Origin of the sequence: Salinicola lusitanus (assembly GCF_003206045.1) — a bacterium.
GTDB classification, from domain to species: Bacteria; Pseudomonadota; Gammaproteobacteria; order Pseudomonadales; family Halomonadaceae; genus Salinicola; species Salinicola lusitanus.
Map to the genome: position 1 here is coordinate 159,054 of NZ_PZJM01000004.1, position 19,709 is coordinate 178,762.

16 protein-coding genes are annotated in these 19,709 nt (G+C 62.8%); 9 read left to right on the forward strand and 7 right to left on the reverse strand.

Translation table 11 applies throughout. From position 1 onward, the window contains the following. Window positions 1-9: 9 nt before the first annotated feature. The 3 genes from moaE to DOM45_RS07995 all read left to right on the forward strand — a co-directional run bounded on the left by moaE (window position 10) and on the right by DOM45_RS07995 (window position 1,907). Complete coding sequence (gene moaE / locus DOM45_RS07985; RefSeq protein ID WP_110599305.1) at window positions 10-471, forward strand: molybdopterin synthase catalytic subunit MoaE; 462 nt, start codon at window positions 10-12, stop codon at window positions 469-471. Beyond that, window positions 468-1,457: a GTP 3',8-cyclase MoaA gene (gene moaA / locus DOM45_RS07990; protein WP_110599307.1), complete on the forward strand. Its 990-nt coding sequence runs from the start codon at window positions 468-470 to the stop codon at window positions 1,455-1,457. The genes moaE and moaA overlap by 4 nt, the downstream gene beginning before the upstream one ends. Window positions 1,458-1,616: 159 nt before the next feature. Continuing rightward, entirely contained in the window at window positions 1,617-1,907 is a 291-nt protein-coding gene (locus tag DOM45_RS07995) for an H-NS family histone-like protein (RefSeq protein ID WP_110599309.1), read from the forward strand. Between the two features lie 196 nt (window positions 1,908-2,103). Here DOM45_RS07995 and DOM45_RS08000 read toward each other — a convergent pair whose 3' ends face one another. Further along, entirely contained in the window at window positions 2,104-3,786 is a 1,683-nt protein-coding gene (locus tag DOM45_RS08000; RefSeq protein ID WP_240612325.1) for a ribonuclease J, read from the reverse strand. Between the two features lie 331 nt (window positions 3,787-4,117). Between DOM45_RS08000 and purU the strand changes: the two genes are divergently transcribed. Beyond that, a complete protein-coding gene (purU, locus tag DOM45_RS08005; RefSeq protein WP_110599311.1) occupies window positions 4,118-4,966 on the forward strand; it encodes a formyltetrahydrofolate deformylase in 849 nt (282 codons plus the stop codon). Window positions 4,967-4,983: 17 nt separating this feature from the next. On the opposite strand, the gene dinB is transcribed toward purU, so the two are convergent. Continuing rightward, window positions 4,984-6,051: a DNA polymerase IV gene (gene dinB, locus DOM45_RS08010; protein WP_110599313.1), complete on the reverse strand. Its 1,068-nt coding sequence runs from the start codon at window positions 6,049-6,051 to the stop codon at window positions 4,984-4,986. Window positions 6,052-6,068: 17 nt separating this feature from the next. Continuing rightward, complete coding sequence (gene lexA, locus DOM45_RS08015; RefSeq protein ID WP_110599315.1) at window positions 6,069-6,716, reverse strand: transcriptional repressor LexA; 648 nt, start codon at window positions 6,714-6,716, stop codon at window positions 6,069-6,071. A 292-nt stretch (window positions 6,717-7,008) separates the two neighbouring features. On the opposite strand from lexA, the gene DOM45_RS08020 reads away from it, so the two are divergent. From DOM45_RS08020 to DOM45_RS08030, 3 genes are all read left to right on the forward strand, one after another. Next, window positions 7,009-7,677: a TetR/AcrR family transcriptional regulator gene (locus DOM45_RS08020; RefSeq protein WP_110599317.1), complete on the forward strand. Its 669-nt coding sequence runs from the start codon at window positions 7,009-7,011 to the stop codon at window positions 7,675-7,677. A gap of 86 nt (window positions 7,678-7,763) precedes the next feature. Further along, window positions 7,764-8,780 (forward strand): beta-N-acetylhexosaminidase, encoded by a 1,017-nt coding sequence (gene nagZ, locus DOM45_RS08025; RefSeq protein WP_110599319.1) that lies wholly within the window; start codon window positions 7,764-7,766, stop codon window positions 8,778-8,780. A 78-nt stretch (window positions 8,781-8,858) separates the two neighbouring features. Then, the gene (locus DOM45_RS08030; protein ID WP_110599321.1) at window positions 8,859-9,431 is read left to right on the forward strand and encodes a hypoxanthine-guanine phosphoribosyltransferase; all 573 of its coding nucleotides are present in this window, start codon (window positions 8,859-8,861) and stop codon (window positions 9,429-9,431) included. Between the two features lie 37 nt (window positions 9,432-9,468). On the opposite strand, the gene ppsR is transcribed toward DOM45_RS08030, so the two are convergent. Next, a complete protein-coding gene (gene ppsR / locus DOM45_RS08035) occupies window positions 9,469-10,302 on the reverse strand; it encodes a posphoenolpyruvate synthetase regulatory kinase/phosphorylase PpsR (RefSeq protein ID WP_110600397.1) in 834 nt (277 codons plus the stop codon). Window positions 10,303-10,579: 277 nt separating this feature from the next. Here ppsR and ppsA point away from each other — a divergent pair, with 277 nt between their 5' ends. Further along, the gene (gene ppsA, locus DOM45_RS08040; RefSeq protein WP_110599323.1) at window positions 10,580-12,952 is read left to right on the forward strand and encodes a phosphoenolpyruvate synthase; all 2,373 of its coding nucleotides are present in this window, start codon (window positions 10,580-10,582) and stop codon (window positions 12,950-12,952) included. A 102-nt stretch (window positions 12,953-13,054) separates the two neighbouring features. On the opposite strand, the gene DOM45_RS08045 is transcribed toward ppsA, so the two are convergent. The 3 genes from DOM45_RS08045 to acnB form a co-directional block, all read right to left on the reverse strand. After that, window positions 13,055-14,869, reverse strand: coding sequence for a glycerophosphodiester phosphodiesterase (locus DOM45_RS08045; protein ID WP_110599325.1), 1,815 nt, complete (start codon window positions 14,867-14,869; stop codon window positions 13,055-13,057). Between the two features lie 172 nt (window positions 14,870-15,041). After that, the gene (locus DOM45_RS08050; RefSeq protein ID WP_205909423.1) at window positions 15,042-15,632 is read right to left on the reverse strand and encodes an outer membrane beta-barrel protein; all 591 of its coding nucleotides are present in this window, start codon (window positions 15,630-15,632) and stop codon (window positions 15,042-15,044) included. Between the two features lie 257 nt (window positions 15,633-15,889). Then, window positions 15,890-18,493, reverse strand: coding sequence for a bifunctional aconitate hydratase 2/2-methylisocitrate dehydratase (gene acnB / locus DOM45_RS08055; RefSeq protein ID WP_110600401.1), 2,604 nt, complete (start codon window positions 18,491-18,493; stop codon window positions 15,890-15,892). 467 nt (window positions 18,494-18,960) lie between these two features. Between acnB and DOM45_RS08060 the strand changes: the two genes are divergently transcribed. Then, entirely contained in the window at window positions 18,961-19,623 is a 663-nt protein-coding gene (locus DOM45_RS08060; protein ID WP_110599327.1) for a MiaE family protein, read from the forward strand. The last annotated feature ends 86 nt before the right edge of the window (window positions 19,624-19,709 follow it).

Consider the following 19,709-nt stretch of genomic DNA (forward strand, 5'->3'; position numbering starts at 1 on the left):
GAGTTCGCCATGAAGATTGCGATCAGCGTGCAGAAGGCGACATTCGACACCGAAGCGGAGCAGCGTCGGTTGACGGCGGGGCGTCTCGATATCGGTGCCGTCGTCAGTTTCACGGGTCGAGTCAGGGACACCAACGAGAGACCCGGCGTCACTGCCCTGACGCTGGAACACTTCCCTGGCATGACGGAAAATTCGCTCCATGAAATCGCACTCGAGGCCGGGGAGCGCTGGACGCTTCAGGCTGTCACCATCATTCATCGCGTCGGATGTCTCCAACCCGGGGACGCCATCGTGCTGGTCATGACGGCCAGTCCGCATCGTCGCGCCGCCTTCGAAGCGTGTGATTTCATCATGGATTATTTGAAAACTCGGGCCCCTTTCTGGAAAAAAGAGCACACCGACAGTGGCTCTTACTGGGTGTCCGAGCGGCAAAGCGATCACGAGGCCGCGGATCGCTGGGAGCTCTCATGACCGATTTGATCGACAAGTTTTCACGTCCCGTCCGTTATGTCCGAATCTCGGTAACGGATCGGTGCGATTTTCGATGCGTCTACTGCATGAGCGAAGAGATGACGTTCCTGCCCCGTGACCAAGTGCTGTCGCTGGAGGAGCTCTATCAGGTAGCGCGTGCCTTCACCGAACTCGGGGTGGAGAAGGTCCGGTTGACCGGGGGCGAACCGTTGGTGCGAAAAGGCATCGACGAGCTGGTAGCCCAGATCGGCAGCTTGCCGGGACTGAAGGATTTCGCCATGACGACCAACGGCGCCGGACTGCGCCGCCACGCCCAGGCACTTCATGGCGGGGGCATGACCCGCCTGAACGTCAGCCTGGATTCCCTCGATCCCGAAAGATTCAAGCGACTGACGCGAACCGGAGATCTGGAAAAGGTCATCGACGGGATTCACGCGGCTCAGGACGCCGGCTTCGACAAAATCAAGCTCAACGCGGTGGTGCTGCGTGGCCGTAACGACGACGAAGTCCTCGACTTGGTGGCGTTCGCCCGGGATGAAAAGCTGGATATCAGCTTTATCGAGGAGATGCCGTTAGGCGATGTGTCGGATCACTCGCGGGGAGAAACTTTCTATTCGAGCGATGAGGTTCAGGCGCGAATCGAATCCCGGTATTCCCTCATGCCATCACCCGAGACGACGCTGGGTCCTTCACGCTATTTCCGCATGGCCGACAGCGATTGTCGAGTCGGCTTCATATCGCCCCATAGCCACAACTTCTGCAGTACCTGTAACCGGGTTCGTGTCACCGTCGAAGGCCGATTGTTACTGTGTCTGGGAAACGAGCATTCCGTGGATCTACGCGAAACCCTGCGGCGCTATCCAGGTCAACTACAGCCGCTCAAGGAGCAGATTGTAGCGGCCATGGATTTGAAGCCGGAGCGGCATCATTTCTCCACGGATGGCGATGTACAGGTCGTTCGCTTCATGAATATGACGGGCGGTTAACACGCTTTCGCATCGGTCCTTGGGTCATTTGTGGGAATAAAGGCACGTAAATTATGCGTGCCTTTTTGATTTAATTTCTTGCCAACAAGGGGGGTGAGAATATACTTTCATCAAAACAACCGGTGTAATGCCGTATTGGAATCCAGCAAGGAGAGGACGATGTCCACCGAGTCATTGGAACGCATCGCTCGCAATAAGAATGTGGCTCGTGCCGCCGCGCGTCAGTTGAGCATGGAGCAACTGCACAAACTGTCGGAAGTCATCGGGGAAGTGATCGAGCAGAAGCAGCAGGAAGATCATGAGCGCCAGAAAGAGGAAGCCGACAAGCAGAAGAAGTTGGCCGAGATTCGAGAGGCGATGAACAACGCCGGACTGTCGATGGACGATCTGGTTGGCGAGCAGCCCCGCAAGCGTCGCGGTCGGCCGCCCAAGAACGCCAGCAAGAACTGAGACAAGGTCAAGGTCTCCGGACGGCTCTACCTGGATTCATTCCGCCCGGGTACTCCCTGAAAAGCGCGTCTGCCAAATGGCAGGACGCGCTTTTTCGTTTCTGGCTCCCTCGTCTTGTGCTTCGCGAAGCGTGTCGTGACTCGGGGAAATCGACGCATTTGCGACGCGTCTTTCTCCTCGACCGGCCGCCATTGCACTAGGGGGCCGTGCGCACTTCATACTCCGGCTGCGGATCGGCGGGCATCAGTTGTAGATGGATCTCCAGCGAGACAGGCAGGCGTTCGTGGAGCCACTCTCGCAATGGGCCGAAGAGTTGCTGGCGGAGCTGGAGCAGCGTCTCCGCCGTGATCGCGTCTATGCGCTCATCCAGCCAGTCGGCCAGCGCATCTTCATCCAGCGGAAGGGATATCTCGCTGTCCCATATCATCTGCCCGATGCGGGTCCATCCGGTGGCCGTCGGCAGGACATTCAACGCAATCGACAGTGACTTGTCATGGCGCCGGGCCGACACCGGATTGGTGCGCTCCCCGGGGCGCATTCTTGAGGCAATCAACCGAGGTCTGAGATGGTGGGTGCCGCTGGGGACCAGGGTCTCTGCATCCAGAGATAGCACGACACCATTCTTGGCCAGTTGAGGAACATGAATGTCCATGGTCGAAGCCAACTCGCGGTGCGCTTGTTGGTGGGAAGCCTCTCCATGGACCGGTAACAGCATTTTCGGTCTAAGCCACCGGTAGAGCTGGCGCAGCTCTTCACGAGCCGGATGCCCCGAGGCGTGAAGCGCGGGATCGGTGTGCTCGTCATGGACATTGACGCCAAGACGCTTGAAGCCGGCCTTGAGACGCGCGATGGGGCGCTCGTTACCGGGGATGGCGCGAGCCGAGAAGATGACATCGTCGTCGGCCAGCAGATCGAGAGCCGGGTGTCGTCCCTGGGACAGGCGAGACAGTGCGGAGCGAGGTTCGCCCTGGCTCCCGGTGGCGATGATGAGAACCTCCTCGGGATAAAGGTAACCCAGGTCATTCGCCGGGACCCGTGGTGGGAAATCGTCGAGATAGCCCAGTTGGGTGGCGATGGAAACCATGCGTTCCATCGAGCGTCCCAGCAGCGCCACGCGACGGTTGGTGCGCTCGGCAATCGCGCCCAGCGCCTTGATGCGAGCGATATTGCTGGCGAAACAGCTGACCACGACGCGTCCCCGGCACTCCCGGATGACCGACTCCAGCGCCTCGGCCGCTTCCGCTTCACTTCGGGAGTGCCCCTCGACGTCGGCATTGGTCGAGTCGGCCACGACGAGGTCCACCGGTGCCAGCGCCTGGAACTGGGCGGCGGAGAATGGCGCACCGATGAGCGGGCGTTCATCCAGTTTCCAGTCACCGGTATGCAGCACCTTGTGGCGCGGCGTGATGATGGAGAGGGCGCAGCTCTCCGGGATCGAGTGGGTCACTGGCAGGAAGGTCACGCCGAAAGGGCCGGCAGCCACCCGAGCGCCGGGCTGGATGGGCTTCAGTGCATCGACTCTCAGGCCCTGCTCCGAGAATTTGGCCCGCAACATCTCGATGGCCAGAGGCGTGGCGTAGACCGGGCAGTTCCAGCGAGGCCATATCCAGGCCAGGGCGCCGAGATGATCCTCATGACCATGGGTGATGAACACCGCGGAGGGGACCATCGCATTCGCCGCCAGATGGTCGACATCGGGAATCTGCAGGGGCTGATCGGGGAGGTCCTGGCGAATCGTCATGCCGCAATCCACGGCAATCCAGTGGCCGTCATAGCCATAGAGCGACAGATTCATGCCGATTTCACCGCATCCCCCCAGGGGATGGAATAGCAGCGGCGGATAAGTACGGGGGCGGATCTGTGCGCGCGGACGGAACATCGTCATCCTTGAAGGAGGAAATCTCGTTCCACTATAAGTCATGCGTCTCGACCCGCTCAAACGGGCACAGACGCTGGTCGACGCTGACGAGTAGGGTACAATGCGCCGTTCGTCGGGAAGCGGCGCCACCTGGCATCGGGGCTGGTGTTGCCGTCGGCGGCTCCTCGTGCGGGTCGCCAGGGCGGCGGGTCATCGATGTGTCGTTGCTGCAGAGGTGATGCCGCCGCGCCGGGTTCGGTTTTGCAACCGGGCCGAATGGTCGGTTTGAGCGCTTTTACACCCCGAGCTCTTTCCTAAAGCGCTTATGCGTTAACAGAGTGTCCTCAGAGTTATGTCGCACAACTATCGTCTCATCGTTTCCTGTCCCGACCGCGTCGGTATCGTCTCGCGGGTGTCGGGCTTCATCGCCTCCCAGGAAGGCTCGATCATCGAAGCCAACCAGCATTCCGACCTGGCTACCGGGCGCTTTTTCATGCGCTACGACATTCAGGCCAATGCGCTGAGCGCCCAGGAGTTTCGAATCGCCTTCGCGCCCATCGCCGAAGAGTTCGAGATGAGCTGGCGCCTCAGCGACTCCGACCGACGCCAGCGGCTGGTGATCATGGTTTCCAAGGAGTCGCACTGTCTGGCCGATCTGCTCTATCGCTGGTCGGCCGGAGAGCTCGAGTGCGACATCCCGTGCGTGATCTCCAACCATGATGATCTGCGCGCCATGGTCGCCTGGTACGGGATTCCGTTCCATCACGTTCCGGTGGAGCCCGGCGACAAGGCGTCGGCCTTTGCCCAGGCCGAGCGTCTGATAGCGGCGGCCGAAGCCGACAGCGTGGTACTGGCGCGATACATGCAGATTCTGCCACCCGATCTCTGCCAGCGGTACGCCGGGCGAGTCATCAATATCCACCACAGCTTCCTGCCGTCGTTCGCCGGGGCCAAGCCTTACCACCAAGCCTTCGAGCGTGGCGTCAAGCTGATCGGTGCCAGCTGCCACTACGTCACCGAGGAGCTCGACGCGGGGCCGATCATCGAACAGGACATCCAGCGCGTGTCGCATTGCCATACACCTCAGGACCTGGTGCGGCTGGGGCGCGATGTGGAAAAGGCCGTGCTCGCGCGTGGATTGCGCTGGCATCTACAGGATCGCGTGCTCATTCACGGCAACAAGACGGTGGTGTTCTCCTGATCCGCGCCACCTGATGTTCAAGGCGTCGCCGGTTGGTCGCCGTCGAACAGGCCCAGCTGGCGCTGCTCCTGCTCCGGCACCAGCCGCACGCCGACACCCAGCAGCCTGACCGGGCGCTCACCTCGTCGCCATGCGCTCTCCAGCAGCTCATGGAAGCGCGCGTCGATGATGCCGCGAGCCCCCGTTTCCTGCGTGGTGCTGGAGAAGTCGTCGAAGCGTACCTTGACGAACTGCTTGGCAATGGCGGGATCGCCATGGCGGGCGACGCGATCGTGGAGTTTCTCGATCAGGGGCTCGAGCGCCCCGTGACAGTCACTCAGGTGGGGCAGGTCGCGGTCATAGGTGGTCTCGACGCTGACGGATTTGCGTTCACGCGAGACATTGACCGGACGGTCGTCGATGCCGTGCGCCAATTCGTGCAGACGGCGTCCGAACTTGCCGAACTGATCCAGCAGCTTGTCCATCGACTGGGCCCGGAGATCGGCACAACTGGCGATCCCCAGGGTATCGAGCTTGGTTGCCGTCGCCGGCCCGACGCCATGGAGTTTCCTGACCGGCAAGTCGGTAATGAACGACTCCATCTCCGTCGGCGGGATCACAAACAGGCCGTCGGGTTTGTCCCAGTCGCTGGCGATCTTGGCAAGGAACTTGTTGGGGGCGACGCCGACCGAGATGACGATGCCCGTTCTCGCCAAGGCTTCGTCCTTGAGCCAGCGAGCCATCCAGGTGGCGCTGCCCCGGAATCGGGTGACTTCGGTCACGTCGAGGTAGGCTTCATCGAGAGAGAGTGGCTCGACCAACGGTGTCAGTTCGTGAAAGATCGCCTGGATCTGCTGCGATACTTCCCGATACTTGTTGAAGTCGGGCGGCAGCAGCTTCAACTCGGGACACAGACGCAGCGCTCGCGCCGTGGGCATGGCGGAGTGCACGCCGAATTGCCGCGCCGGGTAGTTGCAGGTAGCGATCACCCCCCGTCGCTCGGCACTTCCGCCGATCGCCAGCGGCGTATTCGCGAGCGACGGATCGTCGCGCATCTCCACGGCCGCGTAGAAGCAGTCGCAGTCGGCGTGCAGAATCTTGCGCATGGCGCCGGGCGATAGCCTCAGTGAAGGCCGGTGCCGTTGCCACCGCGAATGACGCCAACGCCGAGTCCCTCGATCTCCAGGTGCTGATGCTTCAGATCGATCATGATGGGCTCGAAGTCCGCATTCTCGGCGATGAGCGTGACCCGGCTACCCTGGCGCTGGAAGCGCTTGACGGTGACGTCGTCTTCCAGCCTTGCCACGACGATCTGGCCGTTGCGAATCTCCTGGGTGCGGTGAACGGCGAGCAGGTCGCCGTCGAAGATTCCGGCGTCCTTCATCGACAGTCCGCGAACCCGGAGCAGGTAGTCGGCGCTGGGCGTAAAATAGTCGGCCGGGAGGGGGCAGTATCGGTCGATGTGTTCGGTGGCCAGAATCGGGCTGCCCGCAGCGACACTGCCGATCACCGGCAAGCCCTCGACAGCGGCTTCGGCGGGCTCGGCTTCCTGCCCACTGGTGGGCAGTCGGATCCCGCGGGAGGTGCCGGGTATCATGCGGATGACGCCCTTGCGGTCCAGCGCGCGCAGGTGCTCCTCGGCGGCGTTGGGGGAGCGGAACCCCAGCGCGCGGGCGATTTCGGCTCGTGTCGGCGGGTAGCCGAATTCGCCCATCGTCTTGACGATGAAATCATAGACGTTCTGCTGTCGTGCGGTGAGCGGTCGCGCCATCGGTCTCTCCCGGGCCTTGAGGGTCAATCAGGCGATTTGGGGCCTGCTTGGATCGCCAGGCGTTATCCAGCTGGACATGGATCGGATTGGGTGGCGTCCGATCCGCAGCCAGGCGTGTTCATGCATACAGGCTGGAATTGTATCCAGTTGTTGGCGATGAGGGAAGTCTTTCACGCCCGGACTGGGAGACCCGGAACTCCAGGTCCGACGAAATGCTCGATTGTGTGGCTTGTGTGGGAATGATTAGAATCATAATCGTTCTAAGTCGTTGTTCTCAGGCACGAGGTATGACATGGCCCGACCCGACACCGTTACTCGTATTCTCGATACGGCGGAGGTCCTTTTTGCCGAAAAGGGGTTCGCTGAAACCTCGCTGCGCAACATCACGACCCGGGCCAAGGTCAATCTGGCGGCGGTGAATTATCATTTTGGGTCGAAGAAAGCGTTGATCCAGGCCGTGTTTGCCCGCTATCTCGATCCCTTCTCGGAGCGGCTGAATCTGGCACTGGATGGGCTGGAGGCTCGCTACCGGAACGGGGGCGTGCCACTCGAGGTACTGCTGGAGCAGCTTGCCACCAGCGTTCTGGAGGTGCCCGCCGAACGCAACAGCCTCAAGGTCTTCATGAAGCTGCTGGGGTTGGCCTATACGCAGGCCCAGGGACATCTGCGGCGCTACATCCAGGAGCATTACGGGGAGACGTTCCATCGTTTCGTCCGCTGCCTGCGACTGGCGACGCCGGACCTGCCGGATGCCGAGCGATTCTGGCGGCTCCATTTCATGCTGGGCACCGTGATCTTCACCCTTTCCGGACTGGATGCGCTGAGGGATATCGCCGACAGCGAGTATCAGGAGCACATGTCGGTCAGGGAGCTGATCCGCCACCTTCGTCCGGTCGTGGTGGCCGGCATGCAGGCGCCGCTGCCTGCGTCCCTCGAGAAGGTCGGTTCGGCTGTCGAGTGAGAGGATGACTCCTGGCACCCTCGGCCTCTGTCATGGGAACCCACTGTCGTCTAGAATCGGGCGCTCAATGGTCTCAGGTGTTAGCTATGACTCAACCTCTCGGCCCGGTCATGCTGGATGTCGAAGGCACCCGGTTACGTGACGAAGAGCGCCAGTTGATCTCGCGAGCGGAGGTCGGTGGTGTCTTGCTGTTTGCCAGGAACACCCCGGACGTCGCCACGACCCAGGCGTTGATCGGCCAGATTCGCGAGTGTCGCCCCGATATCCTGGTTGCGATCGACCAGGAAGGTGGTCGGGTGCAGCGCTTGAAGGAGGGCGTGACGCAGATACCGCCCATGGCGGTACTGGGTCACCACTTCGCGGAGTCCCCCGAGTCGGCATTGACCCTGACCCAGGACGCCGGCTGGCTGCTGGGCATGGAGATGGCCGCCTGCGGGTTCGATCTGAGTTTCGCGCCTGTGCTCGATCTCGACGACGACCAGTCGCCCGCCATCGGGTCGCGAAGTTTCTCGCCGGATCCGGAGGTGGTCGCCGTGCTGGCGGGCGCCTTCATCGAGGGGCTTCACGAAGCGGGCATGGTCGCTGTCGGCAAGCACTTTCCCGGCCACGGGGGAGCGCGGCAGGACTCTCATTTCGGGGTTGCCGAGGATCCGCGCTCCCTGGCGGAGCTGCGCGAGCATGACCTGGTGCCTTTCGCCAGGCTCGCCAGCAAGCTGGATGGCATCATGCCGGCTCACGTCATCTACTCCGCGTTCGACGATCGGCCCGCCGGGTTCTCTCCCAGCTGGCTCGGGATGCTGCGCGAGGAGCTCGGTTTCAAGGGCGCCATCTTCTCGGATGATCTGACCATGGCGGCGGCGCACGCCGCCGGGTCACCCAGCGAGCGGGCCGAAGCGGCCTGGGGGGCCGGTTGCGACATGGCCGTCATCTGCAATGCTCCCGCAGCAGCACGCGAGATCGTCGCGGCCTGTGAGGGGCGCCAGGCCCAGCGTGTCGCCAAACTGCGTTACGCCCGTGCCCGCCCCACGCTGGCGTCGCTCGCCGCGATCTCCCGCTGGCGGCGCACCCACGTCCGTCTCGAATCGCTCAACGAGTCCGAATGACGGGTAGAGACCCTCTGTTTTCCCGCGACGGCCGGTGATGACCCTGGCCGTCGCTCTTTCCATGGTGAACCGTAGACGATGAATCAACCCCCCTCGATCGACGCCCTGAGCTCGATGCAGGAAGTGATGGACAACGCCGATTGCCTGATCGACCAGGCGCAGGTGGAACAGGCGCTGGACCGCATGGCGGCCGATATCACGAACCAGCTGGGCGACAAGCTGCCGGTCTTCTATTGCGTCATGAACGGCGGCCTGATCACCACCGGACATCTGCTGACGCGGCTCGGTTTTCCCCTGGAAGTCGACTATCTGCACGCCACCCGCTATCGCGGTGGTATCCGCGGCGGTGAGCTGTTCTGGCGAGTGTCGCCGGAGATTCCCATGGCCGGTCGCCATGTCGTGATCGTCGACGACATTCTCGACGAGGGCGCCACGCTGGCGGCCATTCTCGATTACTGCCGCCAGGCTGGCGCGGCAAGCATCTCGACGGCGGTGCTGGTCGACAAGCGACACGATCGCAAGTCGTCGCCGGATCTGAAGGCCGACTACTGCGGCCTGGAGGTCGTCGATCGCTACGTGTTCGGCTTCGGCATGGATTACAAGGGGTACTGGCGTAACGCGCCGGGTATCTTCGCGCCCAAGGGGTTGTGAGCCGACCGCTGATGCTCCGAGTCTCGTTTCAGCCCGCCTAGCGCGGGCTGAAACGTCTCTGCAGGCCGGTTTCGTTCATCATGCGCGTCGAGATCTCTTCGATCGAGAAGCGCGTGGTGTCGATGAACGGAATGTTGTGGCGGCGATAGAGCGCTTCCGCCTGGCCGATCTCCTGCATGCACTGGTCCATCGAGCAGTAACGGCTGTCTGGCCGACGCTCGGTGCGGATGGCCGACAGCCGGCGGGCATCGATGGTCAAGCCGAACAGCTTGTGGCGATGGTTGGCCAGTGACGGCGGGAGGTTGAGAATGCCGTTCTCGTCCAGGTCGTCCTCGGTCAGCGGATAGTTGGCGGCACGGATGCCGAACTGCAGTGCCAGATAGAGCGAGGTGGGCGTCTTGCCGCAGCGGGAGACGCCGATCAGGATGATGTCTGCCTCCTGATACTGATGCGTTCGCGCGCCGTCATCGTTGTCGAGGGCGAAATTGACCGCCTCGATACGATGCATGTAGACATCGTCGCGGCCGATCGCGTGGGTGCGGCCGACGGTATACGTCGAGTGGGTCTCCAGCTCTTCTTCCAGCGGGGCGAGGAAGGTGGAGAAGATGTCGACCTTGAAGGCCGGCGCCTCGGCGACGATGCTGCGGATCGCCTGGTCGACGATGGTGTCGATGACGATGGGACGGATCCCGTCGCGCTCGGCGGTGGACTCGATGATGCCGACCAGCGAACGGGCCTTGTCGAGGGTGTCGATGTAGGGCTTGGTGACCTGGATGAAATCCGTGTTCTCGAACTGTGAGAGCAGGCTGCGACCGAGGGTCTCCGCGGTGATGCCGGTGCCATCGGAGATGAAGAACGCGGTGCGGGGCATGGCATTGATCCGTTGATGTCGATCGCCCATTGTCGGCCGAAATCCGCGGCCGGGGCAACTCGTCGTCGGTGGAGAAGTCGCCTCGCCTCGCGGGACTACAGGAATGCGCGAAATGGGCGAATTCCTGTAGAAATACTCCAAACTCTACGCCCTTAAACTTCTGGCTAAGCCGAAAGTCGCCTGTTAGCTTCTGGCCCCATCGAGGCGCAGCGGAGCGCGCCGTTTCATGTGCCACGGTTCATCAGCGGTGGCCGGCCGGGACGATCAGGAGACGACTTTGGAACCATTCATTATCACTTTCGAGCAGTTGGGGATGTCCGATGTCGAGCGCGTCGGTGGCAAGAACGCCTCGCTGGGGGAGATGATCTCCAATCTGGCGGACGCCGGGGTCACCGTGCCCGGCGGTTTCGCCACCACCTCCCATGCCTATCGCGAGTTCCTGGCCCATGACGGCTTGAACGACCGCATCAATGCCGAGCTCTCCAAGCTGGACGTCGACGATACCGAGATGCTGGCCAAGGTGGGCGAGAGGATCCGCCAGTGGGTGATCGATACGCCCTTGCCCCCCGCCTTCGAGGATGCGCTGGGTGATGCCTATCAGACGTTGCAGGCCCGCCATCCCAACCTCAAGGTGGCGGTGCGTTCATCGGCTACCGCGGAGGACCTTCCCGATGCCTCCTTCGCCGGGCAGCAGGAGACCTTTCTCAACATCGACGGCTTCGACAACGTCAAGCGTGCCGTCCACGAGGTCTTCGCCTCGCTGTTCAACGATCGCGCCATCTCCTACCGCGTGCATCGCGGCTACCCGCATGAGAACGTGGCGCTCTCCGCAGGCGTCCAGAAGATGGTGCGCTCCGAGACGGCGGCGGCTGGGGTGATGTTCACGCTGGACACCGAGTCCGGCTATCGCGACGCGGTGTTCGTGACCGGCGCCTGGGGCCTGGGCGAGACCGTGGTGCAGGGGGCGGTCAATCCTGACGAGTTCTACGTTCACAAGCCGACGCTGGCTGCCGGCCGGCCCGCCGTGCTGCGACGGACGCTGGGCTCCAAGCGGATCAAGATGGTCTATACCGATGACGCCGCTGCCGGGCGTTCGGTCAAGACGGTCGATGTCGCGCATGCCGACCGTCAGCGCTTCTGTCTGAGCGACGACGATGTGATGGAGCTGGCACGCCAGGCCGTGACCATCGAGAAACATTACGGCCGTCCGATGGACATCGAATGGGCCCGCGACGGCGACGATGGCAAGCTCTACATCGTCCAGGCCCGGCCGGAGACGGTGGTGTCGAACCAGGAGGGCGGCACTCTGGAGCGTTTCACGCTCAAGAACAAGAGCCGCGTGCTGGTCGACGGTCGCGCCATCGGCCAGCGGATCGGCCAGGGCAAGGTCAAGCTGGTGGCATCGCCGGAGGAGATGCACAAGGTACAGTCCGGCGACGTGCTGGTGACCGACATGACCGATCCCGACTGGGAGCCGATCATGAAGCGTGCGTCCGCCATTGTCACCAATCGCGGGGGGCGTACCTGCCATGCGGCGATCATCGCCCGCGAACTGGGGATTCCCGCCGTGGTTGGCTGTGGCGACGCCACCGAGCTGCTCCAGGATGACGTCGAGGTGACGGTCTCCTGCGCCGAGGGCGACACCGGGCACGTCTACCAGGGCAAGCTAGAGTTCGACTGCCAGACCACCAGCGTCGACGCCATGCCGGAGATCCCGTTCAAGATCATGATGAACGTGGGCAACCCGGATCGCGCCTTCGCTTTTGCCGGGCTGCCCAACGAAGGCATCGGCCTGGCGCGCCTGGAGTTCATCATCAACCGCATGATCGGCGTGCATCCGCGGGCGCTAATGGATTACGACAAGCTCTCCAGCGACCTGCAGCAGACCATCGACCTGCGCACCGCCGGCTACGACGACCCGGTCAGCTTCTACGTCGATCGCCTGGTCGAGGGCATCTCCACCCTGGCGGCGGCGTTCTATCCCAAGCGCGTGATCGTGCGGCTGTCGGACTTCAAGTCCAACGAATACGAGAACCTGATCGGCGGCAAGCTCTACGAGCCGGGCGAAGAGAATCCGATGCTCGGCTTCCGCGGCGCCTCGCGCTACATCTCCGACGACTTCCGCGCCTGCTTCGAGCTGGAGTGCCGGGCGCTCAAGCGCGTTCGCGACGAGATGGGGCTCAACAACGTCGAGATCATGGTGCCGTTCGTGCGCACGCCGGCCGAGGGCAAGGCGGTGGTCGACCTGCTCGAGGCCAACGGCCTCAAACGCGGCGACAACGGGCTCAAGATCATCATGATGTGCGAGCTCCCCTCCAACGCGCTGCTGGCCGACGAGTTCCTGGAGCATTTCGATGGGTTCTCCATCGGTTCCAACGACCTGACCCAGTTGACGCTGGGTCTGGATCGCGACTCCGCGATCATCGCCCACCTGTTCGACGAGCGGGACCCGGCGGTCAAGAAGCTGCTGTCGATGGCGATCCAGGCCTGCAAGGCCCAAGGGAAGTACGTGGGCATCTGCGGCCAGGGACCTTCCGACCATCCGGAGCTTGCCAAGTGGCTGATGGAACAGGGGATCGATTCGGTCTCGCTGAATCCGGACGCCGTGCTCGAGACCTGGTTCATGCTGGCGGGTGAAACGCTGGGCTGATCGTCATTGAGCAGCCCAAGGGTCGGCGCGATACCCTCGCGCCGGCTTTTTTGGTTTTGACGTGATGACAAGACGTCGGCAACCGTGCTGTCGCCGGAGGGGTCACGAACGCAGCCAGTTGCGCAGCTTCACCAGCAGCAGTTCGCCGTCCGACATGGCCCGTCTTTCCTGCAGGATATTGGCGAGGGCATCGGGCCGATCGGTGATGATATTGTCGACCCCCATGTCGAGATAGCGCGACATGTCGCCGATACCATTGACGGTCCATACCGCCACCCCTCGGCCGGTATCGTGAATGGTCCTCAGCAGGCTCGGCGTGGCCTGGGTGTGGCGCAGACCGATGATGTCGGCGTCGGTGGTATGCAGCGCGCCGGGCAGGACGAACTGCAGAAACAGGGTGGTCCGCAGCTCTCCGTCCAGGCCCTTGACCACCTCGATGACATCGGGTGACAGCGAGGCAATCACGGCGTGGTCCGTCATCTGGCTGGCCTTCAACTGAGCGATGACCTTCTGGGCCAGCTCCTCGGCGGTGCCTGGCGCCGGCTTGAGCTCGACGTAGAGCCCGATGCGATCCCGCGCGTTGTCCAGGACCTGCTGGAACGTGGGAATGCGCTCGCCGACGAAGGCATCGCCGAAGTAGGAGCCGACATCGACCTGTTCGATCTCCGCCAGTGTCATGTCGCTGATGTTACGGTCGACCCCGGTCAATCGGCTCAGATTGTTGTCGTGGGAGACGACGACCTGCCCGTCGCCGCTCAGGCGCACGTCCAGTTCCATGTAGTCGGCACCGTCGGCGATGGCCTGGTTCATCGAGGCCATGGTGTTCTCGGGTGCCACCAGAGAACTGCCGCGATGGGCGGTGATAGTGACGTGGTCGTTGATCTCGAACCCATGCAGTATCCAGCCCGCCTGGCCCAGGGCAAAGACCAGCAGCAGGATCTCTGCCCCCCAGGCGATCACCCCGGAGCGCTGCGGCGTCGCGGCGGGGCGAAACACTGGCGCCCGCCCGATGGCACGGTGGTATAGCGTGATCACCACCAGGCTGTTGGCTGCGATGCCCAGGAAAGTGAGGGCGATCGTGGTGACGATATACAGCGCCAGATAGGTCAGCATCGCCGGAATCAGCACGCTGTTGCGCTCCGGCAGATACCCGAGCAACGTCCCGCCCAGGGTGTTGAAGGCCAGGGTGAAGACAACCGGGATGGCCGCCACCAGCAGCGCCATGCCGACGACGGCCAGGGCCATCCGCAGGCGACGCCCCTGGGTCAGTTCGCGGCTGCGTTTCAACGCGGCGATCGGCTTCAGCCCGTCGAGCATCATCGCCGGCAGTGCCAGGAACCAGCGGAAATAGAGGGCGGCGCTGAGTAGGACCAGCACCACAACGATCGGCGTCGCCACGGCGAGAAACTCCCACAGCTCGGGAGGCTTCAAGTGGATCAGAATATAGGGCTCGATATCGCCGAGCATGGCGCTGTAGAGGTGGGAGAGGCCGATGGCGAACGGGGCGGCCAGGAGAAGGTGGCTTCCGACCTGGAGCAGGGTGAGGGTCATCAAGGCCGGAAAACGGCGTAGCACGTGCCACAGCGAACCCATGGCCACCCGATAACGATTCCCGGCCTGGCTCGAGACGACGAGCATCATTCCCGCCTGCTGGAGGAAGATCACCAGGAAGCTGAGTCCGATCGCCACCAGCAGCCAGAGCAGCCCCCAGGGCGAGAAGGCGACATCCAGAATCTGTCCGTTGCTGAGCACGGGGCGGCCGATGCGACGGAGGAGTCCAGACAGCGTGTTGGCCGACAGCGGCACCCATACCGCCGAGGCGAGTAACGTGAAGAACAGGTGGAAGGCGATCAGCGAACGCAGGTGGGCGCGGATCTGCCGGGCGATGTCTTGTATCAGTGATCTGGGTGCTAGCATGGAGTGGTCGGCGGTGCCCCTTCCTGGGCCAAAGTGGTCTCAATGACGAATGGTCGCGACAAGGTGTGCCATTCAGTGTTGTCGTCAAACGGTCATCTTTGCAAGTTCGTCCGGCCATGAACGAAAAAGGCCGCTCGGAGGCGGCCTGGACACGGTATCGTCAACCGCGGGTCTAGAACTGCCAGCCCACGGAGGCGGTGTAGGTATCGACCTTGAAATTGCTGTCGAAATCGTAGCGCTCGTATTCGGTGCGCAGCAGAAGGTGCTGATAGCGGTACTGCACGCCGGCACCATAGACCGGGTCGATCCCGTCATTGTCATCGAGATCCGACGTGGCGCTGAGCTCGCCCCTGGCCTCCGTTTCCCAACGTGCCATACCCGCCTTGGCGAACAGCTCGAAGCCAGCGCCGACCGGCAGCTTGCCGACCAGACTCAAGCCGTAGGCCTTGCTCTTGAGATCGACGACATTGCCACCCCGGATCAGGTTGGGCTTGCCCAGATCGGCGTAGAAGGCCTCGGTGGCGAAGTAGGGGTTGTATTCGTAGCCGACGAATGCCTTGTAGACGCTGTCATCATCGTCGACGTGATAGCTTTCGCCGCTGGCCCCGGCAAACTTGCCGATCTCGCTGTCGCTGCTCGCCACCTCACCGTAGCCACCGCCGATGCCAAGATAGAGCCCGTCGGCGTTGGCCGCCTGCGCCGTCGGCGCCAACAGCAGCGGAGAAATCGTCATCGGAATGACGAGCCAGATCTTCTTCTTCATCGTGAATCTCCCTTGAATGCGTCCGGACAGGCATTCCGTGGCCTCATCGGCGAATTGCCATGCGGATGACGAATGGCTACCGGCGTGTACGGATCGTCGACGCTGGTGAACAGCGTTTCATGACTCGGTCAGACTTTATGATTAGCCCCGGTCAGACGCAAGCGATCTCTCATCGAGGTCAGGCATAAAAAAACGCCCCGCGTTGGCGGGGCGTTTCGGTGACCTCTTCATGAAGCGCGAGCATCGGAAGAGACGTGTCAGGCTTCCTGGGCGACCGGAATGACGCTCGAGGCCGCTTTCTGGAAATCCTCTATCTCATGGAAGTTCAGGTAGCGGTAGATCTCACCCGCCATGGCATTGAACTCACCCATGGTAGCCTTGTACTCCTCCACCGTGGGCAGGCGGCCTTCGACCGCGGCGATGGCCGCGAGCTCTGCCGATGCCAAATAGACATCGGCGCCGTCGCCCAGACGGTTGGGGAAGTTACGGGTTGAGGTGGATACCACGGTCGACTTCGGCGCGACGCGTGCCTGGTTGCCCATGCACAGCGAGCAGCCGGGCATCTCCATGCGAGCGCCAGCTTTGCCGTAGATGCCGTAGTAGCCCTCCTCGGTCAGTTGATGTTGGTCCATCTTGGTCGGCGGTGCAAGCCACAGGCGCGTTTTCAGGCTGCCGGCCGGCTGCTTCTCGAGCAATTTGCCGGCGGCGCGGAAGTGGCCGATGTTGGTCATGCACGAGCCGATGAAGACTTCATCGATCTTCTGGCCGGCAACCTCGGAGAGCAGACGCGCATCGTCGGGATCGTTGGGCGCACAGAGCACCGGCTGGTCGATCTCGGCCAGGTCGATCTCGATCAACGCAGCGTACTCGGCGTCGGCGTCGGCGCGCATCAGGCTGGGGTTGGCCAGCCACGCTTCCATGGCTTCGATACGGCGCTCCAGCGTGCGGCGGTCGCCATAGCCGGCGCTGATCATCCACTTCAGCAGGGTGACGTTGGAGTTCAGGTACTCGGTAACGCGCTCTTCGCCCAGCGTGATGGTGCAACCCGCAGCGCTGCGCTCCGCGGAGGCGTCGGAGAGCTCGAACGCCTGCTCGGCGGTGAGATCCTCGAGACCTTCGATCTCCAGAATGCGGCCGGAGAAGATGTTCTTCTTGCCGGACTTGGCCACGGTCAGATGACCCTGTTGAATCGCGTAGTAGGGGATCGCGTGGACCAGGTCGCGCAGGGTGATGCCCGGCTGACGCTCACCCTTGAACCGCACCAGCACCGATTCCGGCATGTCCAGCGGCATCACGCCGGTGGCCGCCGCGAAGGCCACCAGCCCGGAGCCTGCCGGGAACGAGATCCCCATCGGGAAACGGGTGTGCGAGTCACCACCGGTACCGACGGTGTCCGGCAGCAGCATGCGGTTGAGCCAGGAGTGGATGATGCCATCGCCCGGTCGCAGCGAGACGCCGCCACGGTTCATGATGAAGTCGGGCAGGGTGTGATGGGTCTCGACGTCGACCGGCTTGGGATAGGCGGCGGTGTGGCAGAAGGACTGCATCACCAGGTCGGCCTGGAAGCCGAGGCACGCCAGATCCTTGAGCTCGTCGCGAGTCATCGGGCCGGTGGTGTCCTGGGAGCCGACCGTGGTCATCTTCGGCTCGCAGTACATGCCCGGGCGGACGCCGTCCATGTCGCAGGCCTTGCCGACCATCTTCTGGGCCAGGGTGAAGCCCTTGCCGGTGTCGACCGGCTGTTCCGGCTTGCGGAAGATATCCGAGCCCGGCAGGCCGAGTTCGTTGCGCGCCTTCTCGGTCAAACCGCGGCCGATGATCAGGGGGATACGGCCACCGGCGCGCACTTCGTCGAGGATCACCTGGGTCTTGAGCTCGAAGGTGGAAACGACTTCGTCGCTGTCGTGACGGGTGACCTTGCCTTCATACGGATAGACGTCGATGACGTCGCCCATCTCGAGCTTGTCGACATCCATCTCGATCGGCAGGGCGCCGGCGTCTTCCATGGTGTTGAAGAAGATCGGTGCGATCTTGCCGCCGAAGCAGAACCCGCCGGCCCGCTTGTTGGGGACGTGGGGGATGTCGTCGCCGAAGAACCACAGCACCGAGTTGGTCGCCGACTTGCGCGAGGAGCCGGTGCCTACCACGTCGCCGACGTAGGCGACCGGGAAGCCCTTGGCCTTGACCGCCTCGATCTGCGCCAGCGGGCCCTTGCTGCCCGCGACTTCCGGCTCGATGCCGTCGCGCGGGTTCTTGAGCATGGCGTTGGCGTGGAGTGGGATGTCGGGGCGCGACCAGGCATCCGGCGCCGGCGACAGGTCGTCGGTGTTGGTCTCGCCGGGTACCTTGAACACGGCGATGCTGATCTTGTCGGCCAGCGCCGGCTTGGCCAGGAACCACTCGGCCTCGGCCCACGACTCGAGCACGCCCTGGGCCACGGCGTTGCCGCTCTTGGCCCGCTCGGCGACATCGTGGAAGGCGTCGAACATCAGTAGGGTGTGCTTGAGCTGCTCGCCCACTTCCTGGGCCAGCTCACTATCGTCCAGCAGCTCGACCAGGGTGGCGATGTTGTAGCCGCCCTGCATGGTCCCCAGCAGCTTGACCGCGTGGATCTTGTCGATCAGCGGCGAGGTCGCCTCGCCCTTAGCGATGGCGGTGAGGAAGCCGGCCTTGACGTAGGCGGCCTCGTCGACACCGGGCGGCACGCGATCGGTGATCAGTTCGAGGAGAAATGCCTCTTCACCGGCGGGCGGCTGCTTGAGCAGCTCGACCAGTTGGGCGGTCATTTCGGCGGTCAACGGTTTCGGTGGCACGCCTTCCTGGGCGCGCTCCTCGACATGTTGGCGGTAAGCTTCAAGCACGGTGGAGACCCTCATCTAGAGTTAGAGCCCGCATGAGCGAGACGGAATCCGGGCCAGGACGCGGCAGGTACGGAACGTCTCGTCGTTCGGCAAGCCAGGATCGTCTGGCGGCCATTGACATGGCTGTCACGAGATCGGCTGCGGTGGGCGCTGCGAAGTCTACGTGAAACTGTCGACAATGTTAAGGAGGCCACGTCGGCACCGGTCTTCCGCCACTTCCGGTCTTCCGCCACTTCCGGTCTGCCGTCAATGTCACCATGGTCGTGGAAATGGCTATCGAAGTCTCGTCGGGCAGGCGCTACCATGAGCCCACTGGATTCGAATCCACTCTGATTCAACGTATCGAGTGGCCGAAATCCTCGAGAGGTTCTCCGGGTCGGGAAATATGACATGTCTCGTCACGGCCCGATGTCTTCCATCCGCAAAACGGGGCTGGCAGTTGCCTGCCAAGCGCCCGAAGAACGTCAATGACTACTCAACGAATGACCGATGACATCGATGTCGACATCGACCGCTTGCTGCCGGTCGAGCTGCTCGAATTCCTACCTTGTGCCACGCCTCGGCGCTGGATCGAGGCCGCATTGGAAAACCCGGCGCTGTTGTTGATCGACCATGCGCAGTGTGAAAAGAAGGCCGCCTCTACCGCGATGAGCCTGATGTTCCGGTATGTCGATCGCCCCGAGCTTCTGACCAAGATGTCTCAGCTGGCGCGTGAGGAGCTTCTCCATTTCGAGCAGGTGGTCGGTTTGATGCAGGAGCGGGGAGTCGACTACTCCCACATTCAGGCGTCGCGCTACGCGGAGGGGCTGCGTGAACACGTAGCACGAGAAGAGCCGGATCGATTGATCGATATTCTGATCGTGGGCGCGTTCATCGAAGCGCGCTCGTGTGAGCGTTTCGCACGGCTGATTCCTCATCTCGATGAGCCGCTTGCCAAGTTCTATCGCTCCCTGGTGCGTTCGGAAGGGCGTCATTTCGAGGATTACCTCGGGCTCGCCGAACGCTATGGCGGCAAGGCCGCCGTGGCCGAACGCGTGACTCGCTTCGCCGCTCACGAAAAAGCGTTGATCGAAGGCGAAGACGCCATGTTCCGCTTTCACAGCGGCGTGCCGAGAGCGACCTCGCCGTGAGTCGTCGCAACCTCGGCGATCATGCTGGCCTAGGTCGACCAGGGGCGCGTGTCAACCGGCTTGGCGATGATCTGCGTGTGGTCGCT